This window comes from Methylovulum psychrotolerans (assembly GCF_002923755.1).
GTDB lineage: Bacteria > Pseudomonadota > Gammaproteobacteria > Methylococcales > Methylomonadaceae > Methylovulum > Methylovulum psychrotolerans.
Window position 1 is genome coordinate 413,718 of sequence record NZ_PGFZ01000003.1, and the last position, 23,883, is coordinate 437,600.

Sequence of the window (23,883 nt, forward strand, 5' to 3'; positions counted from 1 at the left end):
GGGGGCTATGTCGATGGCGGCGGGTGAATATGTGTCGGTCAGTTCGCAGGCCGATACCGAACGCGCCGATCTGGGCCGCGAACGCCAAGAGCTGGCGACGGATGCCGAAGCCGAACTGAAAGAGCTGGCGGCGATTTATGTGGAGCGGGGTCTGGAGCCGCCATTGGCACAACAAGTCGCCGAACAGTTGACCGCCCATAACGCCTTGGCGACCCATGCGCGTGATGAGCTGGGCATTTCCGATAATTTGAGCGCCAAGCCCGTGCAAGCGGCATTCGCTTCGGCGGCGACGTTTGCGGTAGGTGCGGCCTTGCCGTTAGTGACGGTGCTGGTGGTGCCGGCCGCTTTATTAGTGCCGGTGGTGTCAGGCGGGGCGCTGGTTTTTCTGATGCTCTTAGGCATTGTTGCCGCCCGGGTCGGTGGTGCGCCGGTGCTGAAATCGGCCGCCCGCGTGGTGTTTTGGGGTGCGCTCGCGCTGGGTCTGACGGCGGGGGTAGGGGCGTTGTTCGGCACGGTGGCGTAGTATTATGAGCGCCTTACCGCCCGCCACCCGCCACTAAGGTCTGCTTATGCCCAAACCCCTCACTTACAAAGGCCGTGGCAGCATCAGCAATACCGCCGGACGGTTCGAGCCGCAGCACAGCGAGGCGGCGGATGACGGCTGGGGCAGTTTGGATGCGCCGTTGCCGCCCTTGGCGACCGAGATACTGACCGACAGCAGCAAATCGGTCATCAGTTATAACGATTCGCCGGATTTGCCGTTCGACCGCTCCATTAACCCTTATCGGGGCTGCGAACACGGCTGTATCTATTGTTTTGCCCGGCCTAGCCACGCCTATTTAGGGCTATCGCCGGGGCTGGATTTTGAGACCCGCATTCTGGTCAAACCTGCCGCCGCCCAGCTGTTGCGCGAGGAGTTGGGCAAGCGCAACTACCGTTGTGCGCCGCTGGCCTTAGGCACCAACACCGACCCTTACCAGCCCTTAGAGCGGCAACAAAAAATCATGCGGCAAATTTTGGAGGTGTTGGCACAGGCCCGCCATCCGCTCAGCATCATCACTAAATCCGCGTTAATCGAGCGTGATATTGACTTGCTGGCGGCAATGGCGGCGCAGGGGCTGGTGTCGGTGCATTTATCGGTGACGACCCTAGACCGCCATCTGGCGCGGACGCTGGAACCGCGCGCCACCGCCCCGCAACGGCGATTACAGGCCATAACGGCCTTGCGCGGGGCGGGCATTCCGGTTGGGGTGATGGTCGCGCCAGTGATTCCGGCCTTGACCGACCACGAACTGGAGGCGATTGTCAAAGCCGCCCACGCCGCCGGAGCCAGCAGCGCCGCTTATGTGTTCTTGCGCCTGCCCTTGGAAGTCGCCGACTTGTTTGAACAATGGCTACGCCAACATTACCCGCTCAAAGCAGACCATGTGTTAAACCTGATCCGCGAAAGCCACGGCGGCAAAACCTACGACAGCGACTTCCGGCACCGCCAACGCGGCACCGGCGCGTACGCCGACCTGATCGGCCAACGCTTCCGCCTCATCTGCAAACGTTTAAGGATAGACCAACCCTTACCCGCATTGCACACCGATTTGTTCCGCAAACCGGAAGCGGGCGGGCAGATGGGGTTTGATTTTTTTACTTGATAAGGGCTGGGCATGAAAAGCGGAATAAACCTTGGAGCGCGGGCATCTTGCCCGCAAGAGGCGGGCAAGATGCCCGCGCTCCAAGAGCGAAACCGTTTTATTGCAAGATTATGGCATGAAAATAGAATGATACGCCCGCGCCAGTGCCGATCCGGGTCACGCAACGCCCCCAGCCCCCCAGATGGGCTATAATAGCCCCAGCCAACCCATTCCAGCCCGCCGCCGCCCATGACCAGCCCCATCCCGCTCCTTAGCCTCCTTATCCTTATCCCCTTGGCAGGGGCGTTGCTTATCGGCGTATGCGCGTCACTAAGGGCGGCCAAGCTTATCGGCTTAACCGCCGCCGGGCTGACATTACTGGCGAGCCTTTATTTAGTGTACGCCTTTAACCCCGACGACGGCGGGATGCAGTTTGTCGAGCAATACCCTTGGATACCCAGCCTGCATATCGACTACTTCTTGGGTGTGGACGGCATCGCCTTGTTGTTTTTGCCGCTCACGGCGGTACTGACCGTCTTCGCCTTACTCGCGTCGTGGCATTCGCACGGCCAAAGCCGCTTGTATGTTGCCTTGGTGCTGGTGCTGGAGGCGGCGACCTTAGGGGTGTTTTCAGCCTTGGATTTGGTGCTGTTTTTGGTGTTCTGGCAACTCACCCTGCCGCCGCTGTTCTTCCTGATCGGCTTATGGAGCGCCGACCCGTTGCGCCGCCACACCGCCAGCAAATACCTGCTCATCAGCTTGTGCGGCAGTGTGCCGCTGTTGCTGGCGATTATTATCCTCGCCGTCAACCACGCCACCCAACTGAACAGCAATTTACCGACCGACTTATCGTTCAGCTTTCCGGTGCTGTTAGAAACCCCGTTGCCCGATAACCTGCAAAACCTGGTCTTTGTGTTGCTGTTTATGGGCTTTGCCGTCAAAGCCCCACTGGTGCCGCTGCATACTTGGCTACCACAAGTCGCCATGACCAGCCCCGCACCGATTACCGCCCTACTCATCAGCATGAAACTCGGCCTGTACGCGATAATCCGTTTCGCCATGGCCTTAACCCCGTCGGCGGCGGTGGAATACGACTGGCTGCTCGGTATCATCGGGGCGATTACGCTGATTTACGGGGCGTTACTGGCCCTACAACAGACCAATCTGCGCCGCCTGCTCGCTTTCGCCAGTATCAGCCATGTCGGCTTGGTGCTGATCGGCTTGGCCTCGCTGAATATGCAGGGTATCCAAGGCGCGTTGCTGCACTTGCTGAATTTCACCCTAGTGGCGGCGGTGCTGATGCTGCTGGCGGGGTTTTTACAGCACCGCCTAGGCAGCACCGACCTGCACCAGCTTGGCGGCTTGGCGCAAGCCCTGCCGAAACTGAGCGGCTTTTATTTTGTGTTTGTCGCGGCGAGTTTGGGCAGCCCCGGCGGCGGGGTCTTCCCCGCCGACCTGTTGCTGGTCTTGGGCGCGTTACAAGCCCATCCTAGCTTGGGCATCACCGCATTGGTAGGGGCGATATTAAGCGCCGCCTGCCTGCTCGGCTTCTCGCGGCGGGCCTTTTTAGGCGCGGCGGGCGCGTTGGCGGTCACAGGCCAAGACCTCCGCCCGCGCGAGCAGGTGGTGTTGGCGGCGGCGTTGGTGCTGGTGCTGTGGGGGGGCTTAGTGCCGAACAGCTTGCAGGGCTTCAACCAAAAAGCCGCCGAAGCGTGGCTGACCCGTTTGCTGGACCAGCCGGGAATGCAGGGGGATGAGCTGGCGGGGTTGGGGCTGGAGAGGGGAGTCGTCCGCCAGCCCCGAAGTGGCTAGCGGCATTGCCGTGCAAGGTCTCTACAAGCGGTTTTTTTAGGGTACGGGTCTTGGAGCGCGGGCATCTTGCCCGCAAGGGCGGGCAAGATGCCCGCGCTCCAAAGAATATTTAAACGTCAGGCTTGCTGGCTAAACCGGCGGCAAGGCCTCCCCCGCCAACAGCACTTCCACTTTATCGCCCACCTGCAACACCCCCAACCCGTCATGCAAGGCGTTTTGGCCGAAGTAGACTTTGTTTTGCCATTTGCGGGTGCGGTTTAGGGTGGTCAGGGGTTCTTTGCCGGGTTGTCCGGTGTTGGGGTCGATGGTGGGGATGGCGCAGCGGGAGCAGGGTTTGGGGAGGCGGAAGCCGAGGGTGCCGATGCGGATCTGCCGCCACTTATCTTCGGCGTAGCCGGGGCAACCTGCGACCACCAGATTGGGGCGGAACCGTGCCATGCTGATGGGTTCGGGCAGCAGGGCGTTGAGTTCGGCCAGCGAGTTTTCCGCGACCAGCAGGAACGGGAAGCCGTCCGAGAAGGCGGTGCGGTCGGTGGCGGCGGCGTAGTCGGGGTCGACGGCGCGGATCTGTTCGTCGGGCAGGTAAACGAGGCGGCAGGGGTGTTGCAGCACCGCGCTGAACCACGCGTCGGCGGCGGCGGACACTAAGCGGCCTTGGCAGGTGTCTTCCCAAATGCGGCAGGCGATAACGTCGCCGCTGGCGGGGCTTAAGGGCAGCACCCAGTCGGGGTGGCCGTCGGCGCTAATATGCAGGCGGTCGCCGTGCAGGGCCGTTTTAATTAAGGCCATGGCGGGGAGGTGGCGTTGGCTAAGGAACTGGCCTTGGTCATCGACCAGCATCCATTGCCTGTCATAGCGTAGGCCAGTGGCCTCGACGGGCCAGGCCGTGACGCTAATCCCGGCCAAGGATTTGACCGGATACACCACGATAGCGCTCAGGTGCAGCTCAGGCTGGCTCATTTAAACACCAGCTTGGTTTGGGTGTCCAGCAGGTGGTCGCCCAGTTCGTTGTTGTAGCGGTCGAATTTTATGCCATACTGTTTGTCAGATTCGGCGGCGATGCGCACGACCTTGGCTTTGATGACAAAGGCTTTGCCGGATTTGAATTGCAGGGTCAAGGTCAGGGTTTGGCCGACTTTGAGCTTTTTGTCGGATTCGATCAGTACGCCTTTGCTGGTGATGTCGATCAAATGGACAGGAAAATGTTTGCCGTGGCTGAGCAAGCCTATGTCGGTGACGGACGCATCAATATCTTCGCGGATAAAGCGGGTGGCGATGCGGTGGTTTTTGACAAGATCTTCAGGAAAATCAGACTTAAACAGCACGTCTAAATCGCTGGTGTCATTTGTGTTCATCATCATAATAAAAGCAGCCCCGGAGATGCTCATCCCCTTAGTAAAAAGCAATGGTTAAAGTTAAGGATAGATATTTTTTCTGAAAAGGCTAAAAAATTTTGCAGAATCGACTAAAATTAGACAGCTAAATCTCTTATGTTAAGGAAAAAAATGTGTTAATAAAGGTAATCTTTCACACATTGTGTTTTTCGCTGGCAATTTCTTTGGCAGCCGTTGCGGCTGAAAATAAGCAAGTGATTGATATTGCTTATTTAACCCAAGAAACCGTCGCCCCGCCTCAGCTCTCAAATATAGACCCTTTCATTAAAAATAAAGGGGTTTTTGGGGCGGAGCTGGCAATTGCCGACAATAACACCACAGGACAGTTCACCCATCAGCAGTTCCGCCTCAAAGCCTTTACCGTCCCGGTGGACGGCAATGTCGAGGAGGTGTTCGGCAAGCAAATTGCCGGCAAGTACCGTTATGTGGTCACGGTGCTGCCCCCTGCGCCGTTGCTGAAAATTGCCGACAGCCCGGCGGCCAAAGCGCTCTTGCTGTTAGATGCCGCCACGATTGACGATAGTCTGCGCAATGGCCAGTGCCGCGCCAATGTTTTGCATTTGTTGCCGTCGCGGAGCATGAGAGCGGATGCCTTGGCACAGTATATGACGAAAAAACGCTGGGTAAAATGGTTTTTGGTGGTCGGCACTACCGAACAGGATACGCTCTATGCCGAAGCCTTAAAACGCGCCGCCAAACGCTTTAACATGGAGATTATTGCCGAAAAGACCTGGGAGCATACCTTTGACGCGCGGCGGACGGCGCAGTCGGATGTCGCGGTGTTCAGCCAAGTGGACGATTATGATGTGCTGGTGGTCGCTGATGAGCAGGGCGCGTTTGGCGAATATCTGGATTACCGCACTTGGTTGCCGCGTCCGGTCATCGGCACGCAAGGGCTGGTGGCGACCGCGTGGCACCGCACCCATGACCAATGGGGCGCGACCCAATTGCAAAACCGTTTTACGGAAAAGGCCGGGCGGACGATGGCGGAAGAAGATTATGGCGCGTATCTGGCGGTCAGGGCGCTCGGCGAGGCGGCGACGCGCACCAAAAGCACCGAACTGGCGGCACTGAAAAGTTATTTGCTGGGCGATAAGTTCGCCTTGCAGGGCTATAAGAGCAACCCGTTGTCGTTCCGCGCCTGGGACGGGCAATTGCGCCAGCCGATTTTATTGGCCGCGCCCCGCGCCATGGTCGCGGTCGCCCCGATTGACGGCTTTTTGCACCAGAAAACGGAGTTGGATACTTTAGGCTACGACCAACCGGAAACGCAATGCCATTGGCAGTAGGCGGTTTTTTTGGGGGCTGCGGGCAAGATGCCCGCGCTCCTAGCCTTTGCCGCCTCGGCTGCGCTCAGGGGTTCCACAGAAGATGTGCCGTCTGGAGGCAAATACAACTAAACCAGAGAATAATATAAATGGTATTATTAATCATTCCTATTTATTTACTGGGCGCATGGCCGCTCAACCTTAGCGGTTAAGTGGTTGTTCCTGTCCGTTACCATTGGGCCGTTAAGCCTGTATGATGGTAGGTGCCTACTGGCCTTTGCCCTGTTAACCTAATAAAACCTAACCTCTTTTGTCTGCCTATGAAAACACAAACTGCCCACCCTGCCTTATGCGCCGTTAATAGCCTTGCCCCGCTTAACCCTGTCAGCAGGCCGCTTAGGGTGCTGTTATTGGGTGGCTTGTTACTCGGTGCCGGACAAGTGGGGGCGGAAACGGTGTTGGTGACCTTAGAAAAAGACAATGCCGTGGCGGTGCTGGACCCGTTGGCGGGCAAGTTGCTTAAGACCGTGCCGGTCGGGCAACGCCCGCGCGGTATCGCCATCAGCCCCGATAACAAAATCGTCTATGTCGCCACCAGCGATGATAACACCATTAAAATGCTCGATGCCGAGACCTTAAAAGAACTGGCGCGGTTGCCGTCAGGCGATGATCCCGAAACCTTCGCGCTGAGTCCGGCGGGCGATAAGCTGTATGTCTCCAACGAAGACGATAGCCAAGTCACCGTCATTGACATTGCCAAAAAGCAGGCCATTAAGCAGATTAAGGTCGGCGTTGAGCCGGAAGGGATTACCGCCAGCCCGGATGGCCGTTGGTTGGTCAGCGCCTCCGAAACCACGAATATGGTGCATTGGATAGACACCAAAACCTACGCCATCAGCGACAATACCCTGGTCGACGCGCGTCCGCGTGCGGCAACCTTTACCGCCGATAGCCAGCAATTATGGGTCAGTTCGGAAATGGCCGGCACCTTACAAATCCTTGATACCGCCAGCAAGCAGATTATCAAAACCGTGCAGTTTGAGGCGACTGGCGTAACCGCCGATAAGATGCAGCCAGTGGGTATCGTCATTGATAAAGAACGCCGTTACGGCTATGTCGCCTTAGGGCCTGCCAATCGGGTTGCTGTGGTTAATGCCCAGACCTTTGCGGTGGAAAAAATGTTCTTAGTCGGCGCTAGGGTCTGGAACTTGGCATTTTCGCCTGACCAAAAACGCTTGTATACCGCTAACGGCATCAGCAACGATGTATCCATTATCGACCTGGACAGCCAGACCGTGAGCAAATCGGTTGGGGTCGGCACTTACCCGTGGGGTCTGGCGGTCAAGCCATGATGCCCAGGCCTACCGCCGCTTTAGACATCGACGCGCTCAGCTTCGCCTACGGCGCGAAAAAAGCCCTAGACCAGCTCAGTTTCCGCATTTATCCCGGGGAATGCACCTTATTGCTAGGGCCGAACGGGGCGGGCAAAAGCACCTTGTTTTCCCTCATCACCCGCTTATACGACAGCCACGACGGGCATATCGCCTTGTGCGGCTTCGACCTGCAAAAACAAACGGGTCAGGCGTTGGCGAAGCTGGGCATTGTTTTCCAGCAAACCACCTTGGACATGGACTTGTCGGTACTGGACAATCTCTATTACCACGCCGCCCTGCACGGCATCAGCCGCAAACAGGCGGCTTTGCGCATCGAACAAGAGCTGTTGCGTTTGGCGATGTGGGAGCGGCGGCATGAGAAGGTGCGGCAACTGAACGGCGGCCATAGGCGGCGCGTTGAAATCGCCCGTGCCTTGCTGCACCAGCCGCAGTTATTGTTATTGGACGAGCCGACCGTGGGTTTGGACGTACCCAGCCGCCAAGCCATTGTCGAATACGTCCACCAACTGGTGCGGGATACCGGGCTGGCGGTGTTATGGGCCAGCCATTTAATTGATGAAGTGTATCCTGACGATTATGTGTTGGTGCTGCATAAAGGCCAGATTAAGGCAAACGGTACGGTGGATGAGGTATTGCAATTGACGGGGACTAGCGGCATTAAAGACGCTTTTCGGGAACTGACGGAAGGGGTCGCGGTATGAGGGTGGGCGGTATGAATCTAACACATTATTGGCGGGCGATGTGGGGGATAATCGGGCGCGAATTGTGGCGGTTTGTCACCCAACGCGAACGCTTTATCTCGGCGTTAGTCCGGCCTTTGGTTTGGCTGTTTGTGTTTGCCGCCGGCTTCAGGGCGGCGTTGGGCTTGGCGATCAGCCCGCCGTACGAAACTTACATCTTATACGAGGTGTACATCACCCCCGGCCTGTGCGGCATGATCCAATTGTTTAACGGGATGCAAAGCTCTTTATCGATGGTCTATGACCGGGAAATGGGTAGTATGCGCATCTTGTTGGTGAGTCCGCTGCCGCGCTGGTTTTTGTTGCTCAGCAAACTGCTGGCCGGGGTTGGGGTGTCCGTCCTGCAAGTTTATGTGTTTTTGGGCATTGCCTGGTGTTATGACATCCACGCGCCGTGGCAGGGCTACCTCTGGGTATTGCCCGCCCTGTTGCTGTCCGGCTTGATGTTGGGGGCATTAGGGCTGTTGCTGTCGTCATTTATTAAGCAACTGGAAAATTTCGCCGGGGTGATGAATTTTGTGATTTTTCCGATGTTTTTCTTGTCTACAGCGTTATACCCGTTATGGAAACTGAAAGAGTCCAGCGTCTTGCTGCATAACTTGGCGCACTATAATCCCTTTTCGCAAGCGGTCGAGCTGATCCGTTTCGCCCTGTACGCGCAACTGAACAGCGAGGCCTTACTATATACCGCATCGGCGTTCGTGCTGTTTATGGCGGCGGCCATTATTGGCTACAACCCGTCTAAAGGCATGATGAGCCGTAAGGGTGGGGCTTGAAGCGGCACTTAAAGCAAGGCGGGGCTTATGTTTATGAGGCTACGGCGGTGTGCCGATAAATACAGCCCTGTTTTTTACTAATTGGCGGATACTCCATTGAAACATTCATTTTTTCTTGTTATTCCAAAGCAACGGAACGACCCGCAGCGGTTGCGGGAGTTTGACGAAAAAATACTCAAGCAATGGATTGCCGATCTGCCGATTGCCAACCCCTTGCTGGCCTCCCGTCTGGTGTTTGATTATATCAGTGAGATGAGCACCCTTAAGATACCCGCGCCGTTGCGCTTGGACACGCTGGAGCAGTTGCGCCCCAGTTTCTTAGCCATTGAAGAATATTTGCGCTCAAGACTGGTCAAGAACGCTTTCCCCAAAGAAGAGGGCGAGAAAAAAGCCCTGCGCTTTTTGGTCGGCCTGGAGCGAGAATATACCATTAACTATTGGTGCGCCCTTAAGGAACTGAGCAGCCAAACCAGTTGGTTCCAAGGTAAGTACATCGGCTTGGCCATTCAGCGCAGCCTTAAAGGCCTGAGCGAAATTGTCCACAGCCATTTGCTGATGGGGCTGGGCGTACCCGATTGGGTGTGGCTGGACTTGCATTCGCTGTACAAGATGAGCCTCAAGCTGAAAAAACACACGGCTCAAGTCGCCGCTAATGACGAGGTAAACCCCGGTATCCGCACCAGCAGCCCCGAAGAGACCTATATCGAAGTTATCCTGCTCGCTTTGGTCGATAATAAAGGCCTGATGCAGCGCGAGCTGAAACTGGCTTATGCGTTTATCCAAGCCGTGCGCGGCCTCGTTAGCCTGAAACCCAAGCCGCCCGCCCAGCCCAATCCGCCCTGCGTCATCCTGATTGACGAAGATAAGCCGCCCAGTTTTAACCCGGTCGCCAGCGATAGCGAATCGGCGCGGCTTTATGTGGATTTTACCGCCCTGTATCAGGCCTTGGACGCGAACAAGGTCTTGGCGAACGCCCCCGAATCGCGGTTTGCCGCCTTAAGCATGGCGGGTGGCCCTGAAGATAAGTGGACGCTGGATTTTCTCGATTATCTCAAACAGCGTTGGCAAGGCCAACCCCATGAGAGCGCACCGTTGTTTGAAGACCGCCTCGACCGCTATGTGGCGATAGGCCTGAACAACACCTGCAAATTGCAAACCTTGAATGCCGATGATGGTGGGGACGAATTTCTTGCCCGCTCGGTCTCGCCGCGTCTGCTGTCCTGTGTCTTTAAGCAGCCGGGGTTGGTGTCCATCGGTAACCTGGTCAGTTTTAGAAAAGCCGACACGCCCATTAACCGCCGCGCCTTAGGCATTATTGATTCGCTGATTATCGAAAAAGACGACGGCAAACTGAGTTTTGGTGTGCAACTGCTGACGGCGCAAGCCATTGCCGTCAATTATCTGCCGAGCTTGGGCAGCCATTACAGCGGCCACCATGACGGCTATAAAAAGGGGCTGTTTTATCAAATGAAGGAGCCGGAGCCAAAAAGCTTCCTCATTACCGACACCTTTCTGCTAAAATCTGGCGATGCCGTCAACTTGTTTGTTGACCATGAAGAATTTCATATTACCCTAAGGAACAAGAAGAACATCGGCTTAGGCTATTGGCAATTTGAGTGCGCCAAAACCCAAGAGAAAAAGCCCGCAGAGGACGCGTAAGGGCAGGTGGCGCAGTTGCCCTTAGGAACGTGCATAAAATTAAGTAGGCGTTCATTGCACCTGAGCGAAGCCAAAGGGAAAGGGAGGATGGGCGGTTACTTAAAAGCCCATAACGGCTATGTTAAGCCTTTATTTTGGCGGTTAAATGACAAATTCTTTACAAACCACTTGAAAAGATTTGCCATCGTGGTAAGTTGGTAAATTGAGCGGATACGTCCAGCGTCTTGGCCGCTTAGTCATATCGTGTAAGCTTCAGGGGATTGCTTGCAAGGTTCCCCGGTTGGCCGCTTTGGCAAAGCCCGCCGCCTCTGCAAGCATAAGTGTATAAATATAACAATAACATTGAATTATCGTGAGGATGAGAAATGAGTAATGAAGAAAATGTCAACCCGACTGTAGAAGAAACTGTCACGCCCGCCCCGGCCCCTGCGCCAGCCGCCGCTAGCGCGGTGCAAAATATGTTGGCCGCCGCCCTAAGCCTAAAAGACAGCAACCCGAAAGTCTTTTTTGGCGCGGTCGGCGGTGTGGTGCTGTTGTTAGGCATTGTGATGTTCAGCGGCGGCGGTTCTGAGCCGGTTAAAGGCCAAACCATGAAAAACCTCGTGGTCGGGCAAAAATACGTCCTGCAAAGCGCCAACGCTTATGACAAAGATGCCACCGTGCGCCTAGTCTCCGTACCCGGCACTATCGCCGCTTACGACGATACCGAAGAAGCCGACCGCACCGGCGCTTGCCAACACATCGCGCAACATACCCCCGTCACCGTGCTTGAACTGCAAGATGCTTATGGTAAAAAAGGCTCCTACGCGAAAGTGCGCATGGAAGAAGGTGAATGCAAAGGCAACGAAGGTTGGGCTTTATCGATTGATGTCCAATAAAAAAAACGCTGACATAAACGATTTTTTAAAAAAAGTATTGACGGACGTTAAAAAATCCTTATAATATGCAAAATAAATTGCAGTGCGGGAATAGCTCAGTGGTAGAGCACAACCTTGCCAAGGTTGGGGTCGCGAGTTCGAATCTCGTTTCCCGCTCCAATAGATTCAAGAAAAAGCCGCGAACCTCGCGGCTTTTTTATTTCGAGATACGGCTGCGTAGCAAAATGGTTATGCAGTGGCCTGCAAAGCCATCTACGCCGGTTCGATTCCGGCCGCAGCCTCCAAACTTTCGATACAAATCAACCGCTTGATTGCGGTTTTTTTATGCCCGACGGAAATGGCTTGGGCGGATTGTGCGGTTTGCTGACATTCAACCGTTTTGACCCCTATAATTTCTAAGCTGCCTGTGCGGCAGTAAACGGTTTATGGTTGGTTGGATAGTGAATCTTTATTTTCTAAGCTGCCTGTGCGGCAGTAAACCGACAGGTGCGACATTTGAACCGCGCGAACTTTTTCTAAGCTGCCTGTGCGGCAGTAAACCGCGCGGCCTCAGGATACCGCCCGATGTTATTTTTCTAAGCTGCCTGTGCGGCAGTAAACTTGCCCTCTATCTTGTTGGTTTATCTTTTTGATTTCTAAGCTGCCTGTGCGGCAGTAAACGGAAATATTGCGTACCTGTTGATCCATCAAATTTTCTAAGCTGCCTGTGCGGCAGTAAACTGGACGCGCCAAAAATTACTGCACTGATTCGCTTTCTAAGCTGCCTGTGCGGCAGTAAACGTGGTGTGCATATCGCTATCTTAACGCTGGAATTTCTAAGCTGCCTGTGCGGCAGTAAACTGAAATAAAAACAAAAAATCATCAAACGCAACAACAGCTTAAACGATATTTTCATTTTTTACCAATAAAAAAACACAAATCCGCAACCAATTGTTTTTCAATGTCTTTTTATTTGTCCTAAAAATAAGGGGTAAAAAACCAGCGTCGGTATTATGCCCTGCTACTTATCCGCCCAACTTTTGCAAGGCTGTCTGTTCGCGTTTGGATATGGGCTGGGGTTCTGAGTTTGTAAGGCTAGGAGAGCGGCTTGGGGGAGGGGTGGGTATTTTCGTGTTATAGCGTCCGGTGTTAAGCAATCGGCAGGCGATCTGTTGGCACACTCGGTTAGGTCATCGTGCAATGGCTAAAGGCCATTGCACTCCGCTTTGGGTCGTCCGGTGCGTGACGGCCTCTATTGTTGGCTGGCCGCAATGGCGGCTGCTTCGCGCCCATGTTAAGAAATATGCACGCCGAATTTTACAGCGCTAGCACGGATGGGGCTGCGCTGTGGCCGTCCCATCCGTACCGGGCATCAGGCCGCTTTGCGTCGTGCGCCGACTGCCGAAATCAAACCCAAAGCCACTAGGCCGAGGGTTGCGGGTTCGGGAATCGGACTCGAGTTGAGAACCGCGTATGTCACAACGCTGCTGGGAGCCTGGACAACACCGCCGAGACCTAAGCCTTGGGTTATGAATAGCGTATCAGGAAAAATGGACTGAAGCTGATAGGCAAAGTACGGGGTCCGGTGCGTGCCTCCCCCGCCAAGATTAGGATAGCCAAAGGTCGAACCCAAAGCGTTGACAAAGGCAATGGTGTTGACCGCGCCAGTCCCCCACCACGGGGTCGATTGAATCTGCGCGGAAATGTTGTTATAGGAATCGGTAACCGTTATCACGTCATATTGAACACTATTGACAGTAATAAACGCGGCTTTTGCTGGCGTAGCGGCGAAAGTCAGCGCTAGCACAGCAGTAGAGATTAAGGAGCGGAGCAGGGATAGTTTTGACATAGTTTAATAACCTAATTAGTCCAAGTGATTGTGTGTGTTGTTCGTTTGTCGCCTATATAATACTAAAATGATAGCACAATCATTCTGTATCAGACAAACTCAATTATCATAAAGTATTGGTATTATATAACTAAAGCACAAAAAACGTTGCTGTAACCCGTGAAAATACTGGTGCTTATAAAAGTTTAATAGAATAATAAATGGTAAAGCTCACGGTATACGCGCACGGATGGCGAAGCGTTCCGTGCTTGCCGCGCCGAGCAAAGGTACTTTGGCCTTGCTGTCGGCGTGCGGTGGTTTAAGCCGTTAATTTCGGTCTGTCCAAAATAAAAATAGAACCATTGACGCGTTTTATAATCTCATAATCGTAAACAGTGAGTTTATGAATAAGAAATTATTAAGGAGAATGGTCATGAACAGCAAAAAATTAAACGCCATGATAAAGGTCATCGCTGCGGCGGTTATCGCCTTAAGCGCGGGGATGGCTAATGGCGCGGAAAAAGGCGTGGTTGACGCCAACGGTTTGTCCGGGCAGATGGGCGTTACGCAGACGAGCTTGGCTTACGGGCCGGCTATCCACAGTTATCGGGGGGCGGCAAGCGTAGAGCGGGCAACGGTAAACCCTACCGTCACTTATGTGAGTTTGGCGTATGGGCCGGCACTGTATAGTTACCCTAGGGCGGGGCAAGATACGGTCGCGGCATTCAATGTGCAGTATGTCAATTCCGCATTAGGCCCTGCGATATACAGTTATCCGTACCCACAATTTAAGCAACCCGTTTTCTTGTTACGGTTGCAGCCGCTCTGATTTTGTAAAGTTTAGGGTATTGGCTTAGGAGCGCGGGCATCTTGCCCGCTTTTGCGGGCAAGATGCCCGCGCTCCAAAAATCCTCGTTTAGCGTTTGCCTAAGCTATGTTCCTAAGAGCCGTATTTACCGTACCGCTGAAAGTCTGAAAAATACAATACCAGTTTTTTGTCGCCAAAAGTGACCGGGAAATAGAGTTGGTAATTGCCTTTCTCGGCGTGGAAGCGGTAGGCGGTGTCGCCGCCGGAGAACACTTGGTTGAGGTAGGCGCGTTCTTCCAGAGATGTGGGATAGATGTAGGCGGATTTTTCCGTTTTGTTTTTCTCATCGCGATAGTAGCGCTGCCCTCCAAATTCCAAGAAGAGCTTTTTGTCGCCGATACTATCAGGGACAATAACCGTGACATCGGGGAAGTTTTTATCTATTTTGGTGAGAATGTCCAAGGTGTGCTCGGATTTTTGTAAATAGTCTGGGGAAAACGTGTAGTCCGCCAGTAAGGCCAGCGCGGGTTGGTTTTCTGCGACCAGTTTTTCCGCCGAGGCGATTAAAAGGGCTTTTTTCCGTTGCTTAGACAGCCCGTCCCCGGCGAACAGTCCGGCGACAATCAGCGGAAAGGAGAGCAGCACCAGCCACCGTTGCCATTGGGCTGTCCGCACGGGGGCGGTTTCAGGTGGTTGGGTAGCGGCCAAGGTTGCCGAGATTTTCGACAGGTTTGACATGACATTCAAAATGATGGCGCTGCCTAAAATGGCGAAAAGCCCCAACAGGCTGAAGAAAAACATTTCGGTCATCTTTTCCCGAAATATTTTCAGGTCAAAAACCGTGATGATGAGGAAAATAAACACCCAGTAGAGCAAGGCGAAGGTGGCGTACACGGCAACCCGATGGGTGGTTTTGATGAGCTGGTCGTTGTTCATGGTATTCCGAGGGTAGGGGTTGGGGGGTACGGCAAAATGCCCTATTAATCTGGCAATGGTGTGGGGCTTAACCGTCGCTACTGGTGTCCGCCGCCACAAAGTCGTGGCGCAATTCGGTAGCCCAGATCAGCGTCAGGATGCCGCCCATACTGATTAGAAATAAGTCGTTAAAAACCGTTTCGAGGCCTGACATGATGGTTGCGCTATTGAAAGATACAAACTCCATTCCTAAGGCAGTTGCCGTATACAGTAAACGTCCCCACGGTTTTGTGCGCCAAAGGCCGATATAAGAGACTATCAGGCCAAGCAATAGCAGCAGTGCCATGATTAGCAGGCCCCCTGAAAACGCCTCGGTAGCCAGATAATCTTGCAGGGCTGGGGGCAGGAGTTGGGGAAATTGGAAGGCGATGAAAATGGCCAATAAGATTGACGCGAACTCGCCGATAATTAATAAGTGCAGGAGTTTTTTATAAGCCATGGTATGTCCTCATGAGATTGGGTTGCTTGGGATGCGGGTTTAGCCGCCCGTTACGTTGCTATAGGCTGTTTGGGAGAAATCCAAGCTGCCGTGTTGGGTATTGTCTGCGCCTTGCCAGTCGTACGTTTTCCCGTCGACTTGGATGGTTATCCCGACGCTATGGTTGGCCGGGTCTTCATACAGGCTATAAGTGGCTGTTTTGTTGCCGAACGTTAAGGTGCGCCGGGGGCTGTTGTTTAAGGTAAATTTGGCCTTTGGGTCGTCGGGGTTTGCGGGGTAGCTAAACTCAACCGTGCCGTCTTTGGTCAGTAAGGCATAGATCAGCTTGTCGTTGCCGTTGTTAAGCAGCACGACTTGTTTGGCATTTTTGGCGACCTGAAACGAGAAGACCACGGCATCGGGATTGTCGAGGGCATCAAAGGATTTGGTTGTGGTTTTGACCATCTTCTTGCCGTCCCATTTCGCCTCGGTGCTGATGAAAAAAGGCGGGGTGGACGCGTCATCTTCTACGATGCTGATTGCTTGGGGCTGGTTGTCCTTAACGGTGAAGATGGAATACTGATGCCAGCAGCAGCCGCTTTTGGTCATGGTGTGGAGTTGTTTATTCTCGGCATCAACGTCAAACATGCCGCAGTATTCTTGGGCTAAGCGGGTGAAGGCGCGGCTAAGGGTAAAGCGGCCTTTATCGGCCAGATAAATCTGAAACGATGGCCCGTGGTAACAGCTATTTTGCCCGTCTTCTATCGCCAGGTCTTTATTGCCGTCAAAATTAAAATCCTCATACATGACCACGCTTTGTTCGCCGTAGGGCAGTTCTTTGATATTGGCCAAGGCTTTGCCGTCATGCAGGGATAAGGCCAAGTCGTCGGATTCGATTTTAATCAGTGCTTTATCGGTTTTGGTGTCGATAATGGTGATGTTGCCTTTGCTGAACACTTCGCTGGGCTGTTCAAGGGTGATTTTTGCATAAAACGCCTCGCTCAGATTGGTTATGGTGTACGTTTCTTGGGCGTGGGCAACACTGGCGGCTAAGGCTGCTAAGATTAGGGCGAGTCTTTTCATGGGGCGGTTCCGGGTTGGTGGCAAAAAAGCAAGGTTATGGGGCAAATGGCGGTGAAGCTGGCTGTTGGGGGCAGTAGCCGCATATCCCTATTTTTGCGCAAATGTAACTGTTCACATTCCAGTGAACTGGCTGCACTTACGCGGCCTCCGGCAATTCTTTTACGTCCCTGAGGGGATGACGGATAATTAATGTGTTGCCGTACATTTTTAGCAAGAAGACCCAAAAACCCTATAAAGCCAACCCAAAAATGCTAAATAAACCTATAGGTTGTCCATTGCAAGGTTTAGTAGTCATTATATCGGGTGTTGCCCTTTTTTGGGATAGCTTGAGTTAGAGGTTACGCGCATAAAATGCCGCCTTGGGTAGTTGAGTGGGTAGGCCTAATTATGCGTTAATAGCCGTTTTGCTGACTTTCCGTAATTCGCCTATGACTGCTAGCCTGTCTATCGCCACTATCCGCAAAGCCGTTGATGCCGCTTATGGCAAACAGATGATGCCGAGCGGTTTGTCCGCTATCACTCGATGTTCAAGTTTTTCATAAAGTCACCTCTAAATAGTGGGAGAAATTAGCGAAGGGCTAAGGCTGGTCAAGGTGGACTGCTCCCTCCCCTGATGGGGAGGGAGCGGCGTCACCTTTCAACTTATTGTTTTTAATTAATTTAAATACTCACCCAATGTCAGTGGCTAAGTTGCTTATTCTAATGTTAAAAACTTGATGATCGAGTATCAGGAACTGCTGGCGGCCAGCGCGATATAGCGTGTCCGCAGGGTATAATGGCAACGGAAAAAGTGCATTGCGTTGGGCAGAATGGGATAAACCAAGGAATCTATAAGATGAGATTAAAAGATAAAGATGTTGAGGTCGGTTATTTATATTTGACCAGTGCCAAGCAATACCGTGCGGTATTGGCGATGAAGGGCGGGTTTATGATTTACGCGCCTAGTTTGGAAGGATGTGCGCCATTAACAGGGGCAGTGGTAAAAATGCCTTTTGAGAATCAGCCGTTTAAGAAGTGCCAAACCGTTACCTTTGCCAAAAAGGATTATCAGGTGTTTGCTTTTAATGGCACGGAGGCGGTCAAGCATCGGTTGACGGATGTGCAGTTAACGGAAATAACCGCCCAGTGTAATGCCAAGTCGGCGATTGCCGCCCTGTTAGCCGGATAAGGCGGTTACAAAATAGTTACAGTATGGGCAAGCTGCCCACACCCGAAGGGCTGCGTTCTAATTGGCCTATGTTATACTCTGAACGGTCAAGTTTTCGGTTAATCCGCTCGTGGTGAGCCTGTCGAACCATGGGCGGATTAACCGTCCACCCTTCGACAAGCTCAGGGCGAACGGTTAATCCTAAAACCGAAAACTTGACCGTTTGAAGTATAGTTCATGCCCTTCGCCTCTTCGGACGATGGCTAAGCCGTGCATTTGGTTGAGCAGGCTTTGGATTATCCATTCCAGTTGGTCTTGGTTGCACCAGTAGGTTCCGATGATGCCGTAGCACTTGTAGGCGGACACATTGAAACCTTCTTCAATATCATTAAACCAGACGACTTGCCGCCCGATGACTGCAACGGCCCAAAAACCGCCGCCCCTGCTGCCGTAGGGCTCTTGCTCACTGCCATTAAGTTAAGGATTTAGTGTTATTAATCAGTATGTTATATGATTTTATAACGCCAAGTAGGATTAACCGTTCGTCCTGAGCCTGTCGAAGGATGGGCGGTTAATCCGTCCATGGTTCGACAGGCTCACCACGAACGGATTAACCTGATCTCTACGTTATTGAAATATAAAGAATAACTTCTTAACTTAATGGCAGTGAGGGCTCTTGCTGCCATTTTTCGGGTGTGATTTTAATCATGTCCCAAAATTGGTGTTGCTCAGGATTCATCCGTACTTCCGCTTCGTTGAGATAATCCCGCAGTTCTGCTTCTGTGAGGGCTTGCCAAGTCATGGTGATCCGCCTGTTGTGCTATATGTCGGGCGGTAATTCTCCGGCTTTCCCCCCGCCTCAGCAAGGTTTTCCCTCCCATTAGCCCCCTTCTTCGCCGAGACAATAATAAGCGCCGTTGCTTTTGTAGCCACAATCCGTGCCGCAATGGTATTTGCTGTCGCTTTTGTAGCCGCAATTGTCGCCGCAATGGTAGTTGCCGTCGCTTTTGTAGCCGCAGTTGTTGGGGGCGGGGTTATCGGTGGCGGGTTGGGTGTGTTCTTTGGGTTTTTCGCCCGTTTCGCCGAGGCAGTGGTAGTGGCCATCGCTTTTGTAGCCGCAATCCGTGCCGCAATGGTATTTGCTGTCGCTTTTGTAGCCACAATCGCTGCCGCAATGGTAGTGGCCGTCGCTCTTATAGCCACAGTTATCCGCCGCATGGGCGCTAAAGGCGAGGGCTAAGGTTGCCGCTAACAGGGTAAGGTGGATAAGGGTTTTTTTCATGAGTGCCTCTATAGGTTAGGTTGATGGTTGGGCGGGTTGCTTTAACGTGTCCTGCGGCGGTAGAGCAGTAAGGCCCAGAGCCATAACGCCAACTCCAGGGCGAAAGACCAATGAAAGATGAAGTTCAGCCACCAAGGGTGGTAGCGGGCAGGGACGCTAAACAGGCTAAAAGGGCGGTCAATTAGGGGGGCGAACCACCAGATGTCGCCGACGATGCTGTCCAGCAGCAGGTGGGTGAATCCGCCCAGACAGAACACGAAGGCTAGGGCAGCGTGGCGGCTGGTTTTGCTGATGGCCGACCAGGCGGCGGTTAAGGCTAGCAGGGCTAACCAGACGCTAGGGAAGTGCGGCCAGTAGGTATGGTGGTGGTGCTGGCGGTGGTCGGCAAAGTGGAAATACAGCATGTCCAAATCGGGGGCTAAGGCACCGATAATGGCGGCGGCAAAAAAGGCCGGGCGTGCTATGCCCCGTGCGATGCAGGTGCGGTATAAAAATGTCGCAAGCAGGTAGCCCGATGGGGCATGGCCGATCATCATAAGGGGTATTGGGGTTATGGGTTAGTGGCGGGCAGAAAGCGGTTTAATCCGGTGTCTGATGATTAGGTTGCCCAAAAAAATACCCGCTTGCGCCTTAACTTAGCCGATAGTCTCTGTTTATGGGTGGTGGCTGAGTGTGGCTAAGCATCTATAGGCGCTGATACTTTAGCAGTCGCTTGCTCAAGTGCTTAAAAATATTTTCCTATGTGCTTAATTAGTGCTAATATCCACACTATTATTAAGGTTAATAGGGCGGCTTAAGGTGAGAGGGGCGGGCGGCTTTGTTGGCGGAACGGCATTTTAATAGGGCGTTAAGCGCCTTGTTAACCCCATAGCGATTTGGCAGTAAGCCGTTATGGGCGGTGTCTTTGGGCGATAAGGTTAAGTTGCCCGCTGGAGATTCTGCCGAATAAGCATAAAGGTAGTCTTGAAAACACAACCGTTAAGAACTTAATGAGGTCTATATGTTTGAGAATGATTTGCCGCTTACAAAATTCTTTATCACCACTGTCATCGACCAGCCGACTGAGTTGACGGTTAAGATACAAAGCCGCCGGGCGAAGCTGTCCGATAACCCGGCTAATACTCCGGCTATGCCTAATGTTTGGCGTTATGTCATTGCCAAAGAGGCTTGGCAATTGGCGGGTACGACACCGGAGGATAACGATAATTTGCTGGAGACCCCTATCGGCCCGATTATCAAGGTTAAGCGCGGTACGCCTTTGACGGTGACTTGGGTGAATGAATTAGGCCAAGACACCGGGGGTATGGGCGGTATGATGCCGCCGGGCATGGCGATGGGCGGGGCGGCGGATTTGCCGGGTTTGGCGATGCCGCCTATCAATCCGTTGCCAATGGCTTACGCCAATGCCAGTATGCCGATGATGAACCCTTCGGTGGGCGTGGTTGCCCATTTGCATGGCGGCCAAGTTCCCGCAGCCAGTGACGGCTGGCCGTTGGCGCCGCTAAGTTATCCGGGCAATCCCTTTCAGGATGCCTGCGGCGAGGCGTTCCCGGTTGAAAAAACGGTGCTTTATCCTAATAACCAACGCGCCGCGATGCTGTGGTTTCATGATCACGGTATGGACAATACCGCCCCGCAAGTCTATGCGGGATTGGCGGGGCTGTATTTTATTGTTGACGGTTCTGATGAGGCGTTGGCGCAGCTGATGAATGCGTACAATACCAAGCAAAATGGCCAAGCCCCCAGTGACGAGATAGTGGAAATACCGTTGGTGCTACAGGATAGGATGGTGGACGGTGATGTGTGTTGTGTGGATTATTGGGCGGGAATTCCGACCCAGTTTGACTACAGCAAGCCGGACGCGCCAGTGCTGGATAAGGTGCGGCCTGAATTTTTGGGTGAGACGGTGTTTGTTAATGGCCGTGCTTGGCCGCGCCATAACGTGACCCAAAAAGTGTACCGTTTGCGGCTTTTGAATGGGTCTAATGCGCGTACTTATGCTTTGGCGTTAATCAATCCGACCCCGTGGACGGCTACGCCTAACGGTAGGGTCAATAAGATAGCGTATAGCGATTTATTGACGGTGATCGGCAACGAGACGGGGCTTTATGCCAATAGCCGGACGCTGGGCGAAAAAGATTATTTGCTGTTGGCGCCGGGTGAGCGTTTGGATGTGTTGTTGGATTTGACGGGCATCTGTGCGCATGAGGTCAGTAAGCTGCGTTTGGTTAATCTGGCGGTGCAATCGGTGTTTAATAACGAATGGCCGGAGGCGATTTTCCAAACGGAAGACCAGTCCATTTATCGTGTGCCTAATAACTTCACCTTACCCAAGGGCGTTTTAGACCAAGGCTCTGTTTGGCTGAATACGCTATTGGCGGTTAAACAAGCCAATGTCATGCAGTTCTGTATCGAGCCTATCGGCGCGGACGCTTGTGCTTGTGCATCGGCTAATCCGCAATTAGCCCTTAACCGACTGGCGTTTAAGGCCGATCTTGAGGATTTGTTGGTGACGTATGCCCAGCAGGACACGGCGTTTGATGATCCGGGGCAAAAGGCGTTAACGGCGGGTGGGGCGGTGGTGGCGGAAAACCGTTTGGTGCTGTTGATGAACAACACCAATCCGGTAGCGCCACCTAAGCCGGGCGAGCCAGCTAATAAGTTTACGCGAGGGGATTGGCAAGATACCCAAATCTGGGAAATGCTGGCCGCCGATGGCAATGCAGATAACGCGTTTAAGTTACCGTTTAGTGTGCCTTTGGATACAAACGGCATAGGTTCTGCCAGTGGCTACCAGCCTTATCGGGTCGCCCGTTCGACGTTTTTGGTGGCGGGCGCTACGCCTATCGCCAGAAATGGCCAGAGAGCTTACGCGGATTTACATCCCCCGACTTTTACGCCCACGGCGGGGACTTACGAGCGTTGGTATGTCGCCAATATCGGTAACTGGCAACCGGGGACGGACGCAGCGGCCGGTACGCCCGATATGCACCCTTTCCACATCCATTTGGTGAGTTTTGTGGTGTTAAGGCGGTTTAGTTTTCAGGCGGTTGATGCCAGCAATCCGGTGGATTATCAGTTTGTCGAACAGCCTTTGGCGGCGGGGTATGACAACAATATCCGCCATGATACGGTGAGGATTTATGCCAACGAAATGGTCGAACTGTTGGTGTATTTTCCGGCCAGCCCGTGTTGCGGTGTCAACTATACGGGCCGTTACCCTTACCATTGCCATTTGGTTGAGCATGAGGACATGGGCATGATGCTGCATGTTGAGGTTCTGCCTTAGGGTCGGTTTCTTCTTTGGAGCGCGGGCATCTTGCCCGCTCTTGCGGGCAAGATGCCCGCGCTCCAAGATATTGCTTGCCGCTAACGCCCCATCTGGCTTTACTGCTTGTCGCCCCGCTATGTTTTTGCTACATTGCCCTTCTATTTGTAGGGTATTGTCTGCGCCTCTGCCCTTACCCGCCATCTTTTTTAGTCTAAGGATAGATCCGCTATGTCCAATACTCTGCTGGCTAAGTCGGCCATCACTTGCGAAAACTGTAATCTTGAGCGTTTGTGTATCCCCAAAGGCCTGAAAAGGTCTGACATCGGCGATTTAAAGCTGGTGGTCAACCGGAATAATATCCGCCAAAAAGGTGAGGCAATTTATCATGCGGGCAGCCCTTTCCGGGGTATTGTGGCGTTGCGGTCGGGGAGTGCGAAGTTGTTGAGTTTTGACCGCAACGGCAATGAGGTGATTGTCGATTTTATTTTGCCGGGCGAATTGTTAGGTTTTGACGGGGTGTCTTTGCAGGCGCATAACTGCACGGCGGTGGCGTTGGAAACGGTCAATTTCTGCCATTTGCCGACCCAGCAGATTGCCGCCTTGTCGGCCAATACGCCGGGGTTTTATCAGGTATTGCTGCAACGCTCTTGCAGCCAGTTCGATGCCCAAGTGGAGAAGGTCATGCTTAGCCGCCGTTCCGCCGAGGCGCGGGTGGCGGCGTTTATTGTGCAGATTTCCGAACGCCTGAAATTGCGCGGTTATTCGGACACGGAGTTTAGGTTGAGCATGTCGCGGGAGGAGATCGGCAACCATTTGGGTATTGCCCATGAGACGGTGAGCCGGATTTTCCATCATTTCCAGGCACTGGACATTGTCGAGGTCAGGACGAAGCGGCTGAAGATACTGGACAAAAAAAAACTGTTTGGCTTTTTACACTAACTAAAAGCCAAACAGCAAGAAGAGGAAGGATTTCATAACAAATAAGGGTTCGCTTTGCCAAGGCGGGTGGGTTAGGAACGCGCATAAAATAAAATCTGTTGAACAGGCGAAAGTACGGCACCCCCTCCCAGCCTCTTACAAGTGTAGGTTTACGCGATGTTCGACTTTTTAGATTTGTACCAACCCCTCAAATTGTGTATGGACTGGAGACATAGGTAACACATGTTCGGGGACATGGGTAACACTTTAGAATGCGTGAATTTTAACCTACCGGAAAAAGTTCATGCCTTGGAAAGAGGTCACCCTAATGTCAGCCCGAAAAGAATTTGTCCTATTGGCCTGCCAAGAAGGGGCGAACATCCGCGCCTTGTGCCGACAATTCGGCATCAGCCCCAAAACGGGCTACAAGCTTCTCCGCCGTTATGCAACCGAAGGCGAGGCGGGGTTGGCCGACCGCCCCAAACGGCCGAAATCGTCGCCCAACCGTACGCCCGACGCGGTGGAGGCTTCCATCGCTGCGAGACAGGAGTCGAGTAGTCCCCAGAAGCGATAGTGCCTGAGTTTTCACGAAGCGAAGCGGAAGTGAAAATGCAGGCTATACGAAATC

The 23,883-nt window shown here is 53.3% G+C and carries 24 protein-coding genes, 2 tRNA genes and 1 CRISPR repeat array; of the genes, 17 read left to right on the forward strand and 9 right to left on the reverse strand.

All coding sequences use genetic code 11. The features are described 5' to 3' along the window. The 3 genes from AADEFJLK_RS09935 to AADEFJLK_RS09945 form a co-directional block, all read left to right on the forward strand. The coding region (locus AADEFJLK_RS09935; protein ID WP_211299188.1) for a VIT1/CCC1 transporter family protein at positions 1–523 on the forward strand (523 nt) is incomplete at its 5' end. Positions 524–569: 46 nt separating this feature from the next. Further along, positions 570–1,646, forward strand: coding sequence for a PA0069 family radical SAM protein (locus tag AADEFJLK_RS09940; protein ID WP_103974132.1), 1,077 nt, complete (start codon positions 570–572; stop codon positions 1,644–1,646). Positions 1,647–1,874: 228 nt separating this feature from the next. Further along, positions 1,875–3,437, forward strand: coding sequence for a complex I subunit 4 family protein (locus AADEFJLK_RS09945; RefSeq protein ID WP_103974133.1), 1,563 nt, complete (start codon positions 1,875–1,877; stop codon positions 3,435–3,437). 129 nt (positions 3,438–3,566) lie between these two features. Here AADEFJLK_RS09945 and AADEFJLK_RS09950 read toward each other — a convergent pair whose 3' ends face one another. Both AADEFJLK_RS09950 and AADEFJLK_RS09955 read right to left on the reverse strand, forming a co-directional pair. Further along, positions 3,567–4,397 (reverse strand): MOSC domain-containing protein, encoded by an 831-nt coding sequence (locus AADEFJLK_RS09950; protein ID WP_103974134.1) that lies wholly within the window; start codon positions 4,395–4,397, stop codon positions 3,567–3,569. Further along, positions 4,394–4,798: a PilZ domain-containing protein gene (locus AADEFJLK_RS09955; RefSeq protein WP_170065077.1), complete on the reverse strand. Its 405-nt coding sequence runs from the start codon at positions 4,796–4,798 to the stop codon at positions 4,394–4,396. The genes AADEFJLK_RS09950 and AADEFJLK_RS09955 overlap by 4 nt, the downstream gene beginning before the upstream one ends. Positions 4,799–4,995: 197 nt before the next feature. On the opposite strand from AADEFJLK_RS09955, the gene AADEFJLK_RS09960 reads away from it, so the two are divergent. The 8 genes from AADEFJLK_RS09960 (at position 4,996) to AADEFJLK_RS09995 (ending at position 11,830) form a co-directional block, all read left to right on the forward strand. Beyond that, a complete protein-coding gene (locus AADEFJLK_RS09960; RefSeq protein WP_232463700.1) occupies positions 4,996–6,120 on the forward strand; it encodes an ABC transporter substrate-binding protein in 1,125 nt (374 codons plus the stop codon). Positions 6,121–6,419: 299 nt separating this feature from the next. Continuing rightward, on the forward strand, positions 6,420–7,451 hold the full coding sequence (locus AADEFJLK_RS09965) for a PQQ-dependent catabolism-associated beta-propeller protein (RefSeq protein WP_103974136.1): 1,032 nt from the start codon (positions 6,420–6,422) through the stop codon (positions 7,449–7,451). Further along, on the forward strand, positions 7,448–8,194 hold the full coding sequence (locus AADEFJLK_RS09970; protein WP_232463699.1) for an ABC transporter ATP-binding protein: 747 nt from the start codon (positions 7,448–7,450) through the stop codon (positions 8,192–8,194). The genes AADEFJLK_RS09965 and AADEFJLK_RS09970 overlap by 4 nt, the downstream gene beginning before the upstream one ends. A gap of 11 nt (positions 8,195–8,205) precedes the next feature. Further along, positions 8,206–9,009 carry an ABC transporter permease gene (locus AADEFJLK_RS09975; RefSeq protein ID WP_103974179.1) on the forward strand — a complete coding sequence of 268 codons (804 nt, stop codon included), beginning with the start codon at positions 8,206–8,208 and terminating at the stop codon, positions 9,007–9,009. Positions 9,010–9,105: 96 nt separating this feature from the next. Further along, the gene (locus AADEFJLK_RS09980) at positions 9,106–10,668 is read left to right on the forward strand and encodes a hypothetical protein (protein WP_103974137.1); all 1,563 of its coding nucleotides are present in this window, start codon (positions 9,106–9,108) and stop codon (positions 10,666–10,668) included. 365 nt (positions 10,669–11,033) lie between these two features. Further along, a complete protein-coding gene (locus AADEFJLK_RS09985) occupies positions 11,034–11,546 on the forward strand; it encodes a hypothetical protein (protein ID WP_088621049.1) in 513 nt (170 codons plus the stop codon). An 84-nt stretch (positions 11,547–11,630) separates the two neighbouring features. Further along, positions 11,631–11,705, forward strand: a tRNA-Gly gene (locus AADEFJLK_RS09990). Between the two features lie 51 nt (positions 11,706–11,756). After that, positions 11,757–11,830: transfer RNA gene (locus tag AADEFJLK_RS09995), tRNA-Cys, on the forward strand. 108 nt (positions 11,831–11,938) lie between these two features. After that, positions 11,939–12,386: direct repeats of the CRISPR family, unit length 28 nt; unit sequence TTTCTAAGCTGCCTGTGCGGCAGTAAAC. Between the two features lie 511 nt (positions 12,387–12,897). On the opposite strand, the gene AADEFJLK_RS10000 is transcribed toward AADEFJLK_RS09995, so the two are convergent. Next, on the reverse strand, positions 12,898–13,374 hold the full coding sequence (locus AADEFJLK_RS10000) for a PEP-CTERM sorting domain-containing protein (protein WP_103974138.1): 477 nt from the start codon (positions 13,372–13,374) through the stop codon (positions 12,898–12,900). Positions 13,375–13,786: 412 nt separating this feature from the next. Between AADEFJLK_RS10000 and AADEFJLK_RS10005 the strand changes: the two genes are divergently transcribed. Next, a complete protein-coding gene (locus AADEFJLK_RS10005; protein WP_103974139.1) occupies positions 13,787–14,182 on the forward strand; it encodes a hypothetical protein in 396 nt (131 codons plus the stop codon). A gap of 111 nt (positions 14,183–14,293) precedes the next feature. On the opposite strand, the gene AADEFJLK_RS10010 is transcribed toward AADEFJLK_RS10005, so the two are convergent. The 3 genes from AADEFJLK_RS10010 to AADEFJLK_RS10020 all read right to left on the reverse strand — a co-directional run bounded on the left by AADEFJLK_RS10010 (position 14,294) and on the right by AADEFJLK_RS10020 (position 16,637). After that, the gene (locus AADEFJLK_RS10010; RefSeq protein WP_103974140.1) at positions 14,294–15,097 is read right to left on the reverse strand and encodes a hypothetical protein; all 804 of its coding nucleotides are present in this window, start codon (positions 15,095–15,097) and stop codon (positions 14,294–14,296) included. A gap of 67 nt (positions 15,098–15,164) precedes the next feature. Next, a complete protein-coding gene (locus AADEFJLK_RS10015; RefSeq protein WP_103974141.1) occupies positions 15,165–15,575 on the reverse strand; it encodes a hypothetical protein in 411 nt (136 codons plus the stop codon). A gap of 39 nt (positions 15,576–15,614) precedes the next feature. Then, positions 15,615–16,637 (reverse strand): XAC2610-related protein, encoded by a 1,023-nt coding sequence (locus tag AADEFJLK_RS10020; protein ID WP_103974142.1) that lies wholly within the window; start codon positions 16,635–16,637, stop codon positions 15,615–15,617. Positions 16,638–17,472: 835 nt separating this feature from the next. On the opposite strand from AADEFJLK_RS10020, the gene AADEFJLK_RS10025 reads away from it, so the two are divergent. Further along, positions 17,473–17,805 (forward strand): hypothetical protein, encoded by a 333-nt coding sequence (locus AADEFJLK_RS10025; protein ID WP_103974143.1) that lies wholly within the window; start codon positions 17,473–17,475, stop codon positions 17,803–17,805. A gap of 249 nt (positions 17,806–18,054) precedes the next feature. Then, entirely contained in the window at positions 18,055–18,273 is a 219-nt protein-coding gene (locus AADEFJLK_RS10030) for a hypothetical protein (protein WP_103974144.1), read from the forward strand. A gap of 163 nt (positions 18,274–18,436) precedes the next feature. Here the strand turns inward: AADEFJLK_RS10030 and AADEFJLK_RS24475 are convergent, their stop codons facing one another. From AADEFJLK_RS24475 to AADEFJLK_RS10040, 3 genes are all read right to left on the reverse strand, one after another. Beyond that, entirely contained in the window at positions 18,437–18,586 is a 150-nt protein-coding gene (locus tag AADEFJLK_RS24475) for a hypothetical protein (protein ID WP_170065079.1), read from the reverse strand. A gap of 78 nt (positions 18,587–18,664) precedes the next feature. Further along, positions 18,665–19,066: a hypothetical protein gene (locus AADEFJLK_RS10035; RefSeq protein WP_103974145.1), complete on the reverse strand. Its 402-nt coding sequence runs from the start codon at positions 19,064–19,066 to the stop codon at positions 18,665–18,667. Positions 19,067–19,107: 41 nt separating this feature from the next. Then, the gene (locus AADEFJLK_RS10040; protein WP_103974146.1) at positions 19,108–19,602 is read right to left on the reverse strand and encodes a metal-dependent hydrolase; all 495 of its coding nucleotides are present in this window, start codon (positions 19,600–19,602) and stop codon (positions 19,108–19,110) included. Positions 19,603–20,066: 464 nt separating this feature from the next. Between AADEFJLK_RS10040 and AADEFJLK_RS10045 the strand changes: the two genes are divergently transcribed. From AADEFJLK_RS10045 to AADEFJLK_RS10055, 3 genes are all read left to right on the forward strand, one after another. Then, entirely contained in the window at positions 20,067–22,355 is a 2,289-nt protein-coding gene (locus AADEFJLK_RS10045; RefSeq protein ID WP_103974147.1) for a multicopper oxidase family protein, read from the forward strand. 210 nt (positions 22,356–22,565) lie between these two features. Then, complete coding sequence (locus AADEFJLK_RS10050) at positions 22,566–23,276, forward strand: helix-turn-helix domain-containing protein (protein WP_088621100.1); 711 nt, start codon at positions 22,566–22,568, stop codon at positions 23,274–23,276. A 283-nt stretch (positions 23,277–23,559) separates the two neighbouring features. Further along, entirely contained in the window at positions 23,560–23,829 is a 270-nt protein-coding gene (locus tag AADEFJLK_RS10055; RefSeq protein ID WP_103974148.1) for a helix-turn-helix domain-containing protein, read from the forward strand. The last annotated feature ends 54 nt before the right edge of the window (positions 23,830–23,883 follow it).

Coding starts and splice junctions, on each gene's coding strand:
- AADEFJLK_RS09940 (WP_103974132.1), top strand. CDS start 570: ATGCCCAAACCCCTCACTTACAAAGGCCGTGGCAGCATCAGCAATACC.
- AADEFJLK_RS09945 (WP_103974133.1), top strand. CDS start 1,875: ATGACCAGCCCCATCCCGCTCCTTAGCCTCCTTATCCTTATCCCCTTG.
- AADEFJLK_RS09950 (WP_103974134.1), bottom strand. CDS start 4,397: ATGAGCCAGCCTGAGCTGCACCTGAGCGCTATCGTGGTGTATCCGGTC.
- AADEFJLK_RS09955 (WP_170065077.1), bottom strand. CDS start 4,798: ATGATGATGAACACAAATGACACCAGCGATTTAGACGTGCTGTTTAAG.
- AADEFJLK_RS09965 (WP_103974136.1), top strand. CDS start 6,420: ATGAAAACACAAACTGCCCACCCTGCCTTATGCGCCGTTAATAGCCTT.
- AADEFJLK_RS09970 (WP_232463699.1), top strand. CDS start 7,448: ATGATGCCCAGGCCTACCGCCGCTTTAGACATCGACGCGCTCAGCTTC.
- AADEFJLK_RS09975 (WP_103974179.1), top strand. CDS start 8,206: ATGAATCTAACACATTATTGGCGGGCGATGTGGGGGATAATCGGGCGC.
- AADEFJLK_RS09985 (WP_088621049.1), top strand. CDS start 11,034: ATGAGTAATGAAGAAAATGTCAACCCGACTGTAGAAGAAACTGTCACG.
- AADEFJLK_RS10000 (WP_103974138.1), bottom strand. CDS start 13,374: ATGTCAAAACTATCCCTGCTCCGCTCCTTAATCTCTACTGCTGTGCTA.
- AADEFJLK_RS10005 (WP_103974139.1), top strand. CDS start 13,787: ATGAACAGCAAAAAATTAAACGCCATGATAAAGGTCATCGCTGCGGCG.
- AADEFJLK_RS10010 (WP_103974140.1), bottom strand. CDS start 15,097: ATGAACAACGACCAGCTCATCAAAACCACCCATCGGGTTGCCGTGTAC.
- AADEFJLK_RS10015 (WP_103974141.1), bottom strand. CDS start 15,575: ATGGCTTATAAAAAACTCCTGCACTTATTAATTATCGGCGAGTTCGCG.
- AADEFJLK_RS10020 (WP_103974142.1), bottom strand. CDS start 16,637: ATGAAAAGACTCGCCCTAATCTTAGCAGCCTTAGCCGCCAGTGTTGCC.
- AADEFJLK_RS10025 (WP_103974143.1), top strand. CDS start 17,473: ATGAGATTAAAAGATAAAGATGTTGAGGTCGGTTATTTATATTTGACC.
- AADEFJLK_RS24475 (WP_170065079.1), bottom strand. CDS start 18,586: ATGACTTGGCAAGCCCTCACAGAAGCAGAACTGCGGGATTATCTCAAC.
- AADEFJLK_RS10035 (WP_103974145.1), bottom strand. CDS start 19,066: ATGAAAAAAACCCTTATCCACCTTACCCTGTTAGCGGCAACCTTAGCC.
- AADEFJLK_RS10040 (WP_103974146.1), bottom strand. CDS start 19,602: ATGATGATCGGCCATGCCCCATCGGGCTACCTGCTTGCGACATTTTTA.
- AADEFJLK_RS10045 (WP_103974147.1), top strand. CDS start 20,067: ATGTTTGAGAATGATTTGCCGCTTACAAAATTCTTTATCACCACTGTC.
- AADEFJLK_RS10050 (WP_088621100.1), top strand. CDS start 22,566: ATGTCCAATACTCTGCTGGCTAAGTCGGCCATCACTTGCGAAAACTGT.
- AADEFJLK_RS10055 (WP_103974148.1), top strand. CDS start 23,560: ATGCCTTGGAAAGAGGTCACCCTAATGTCAGCCCGAAAAGAATTTGTC.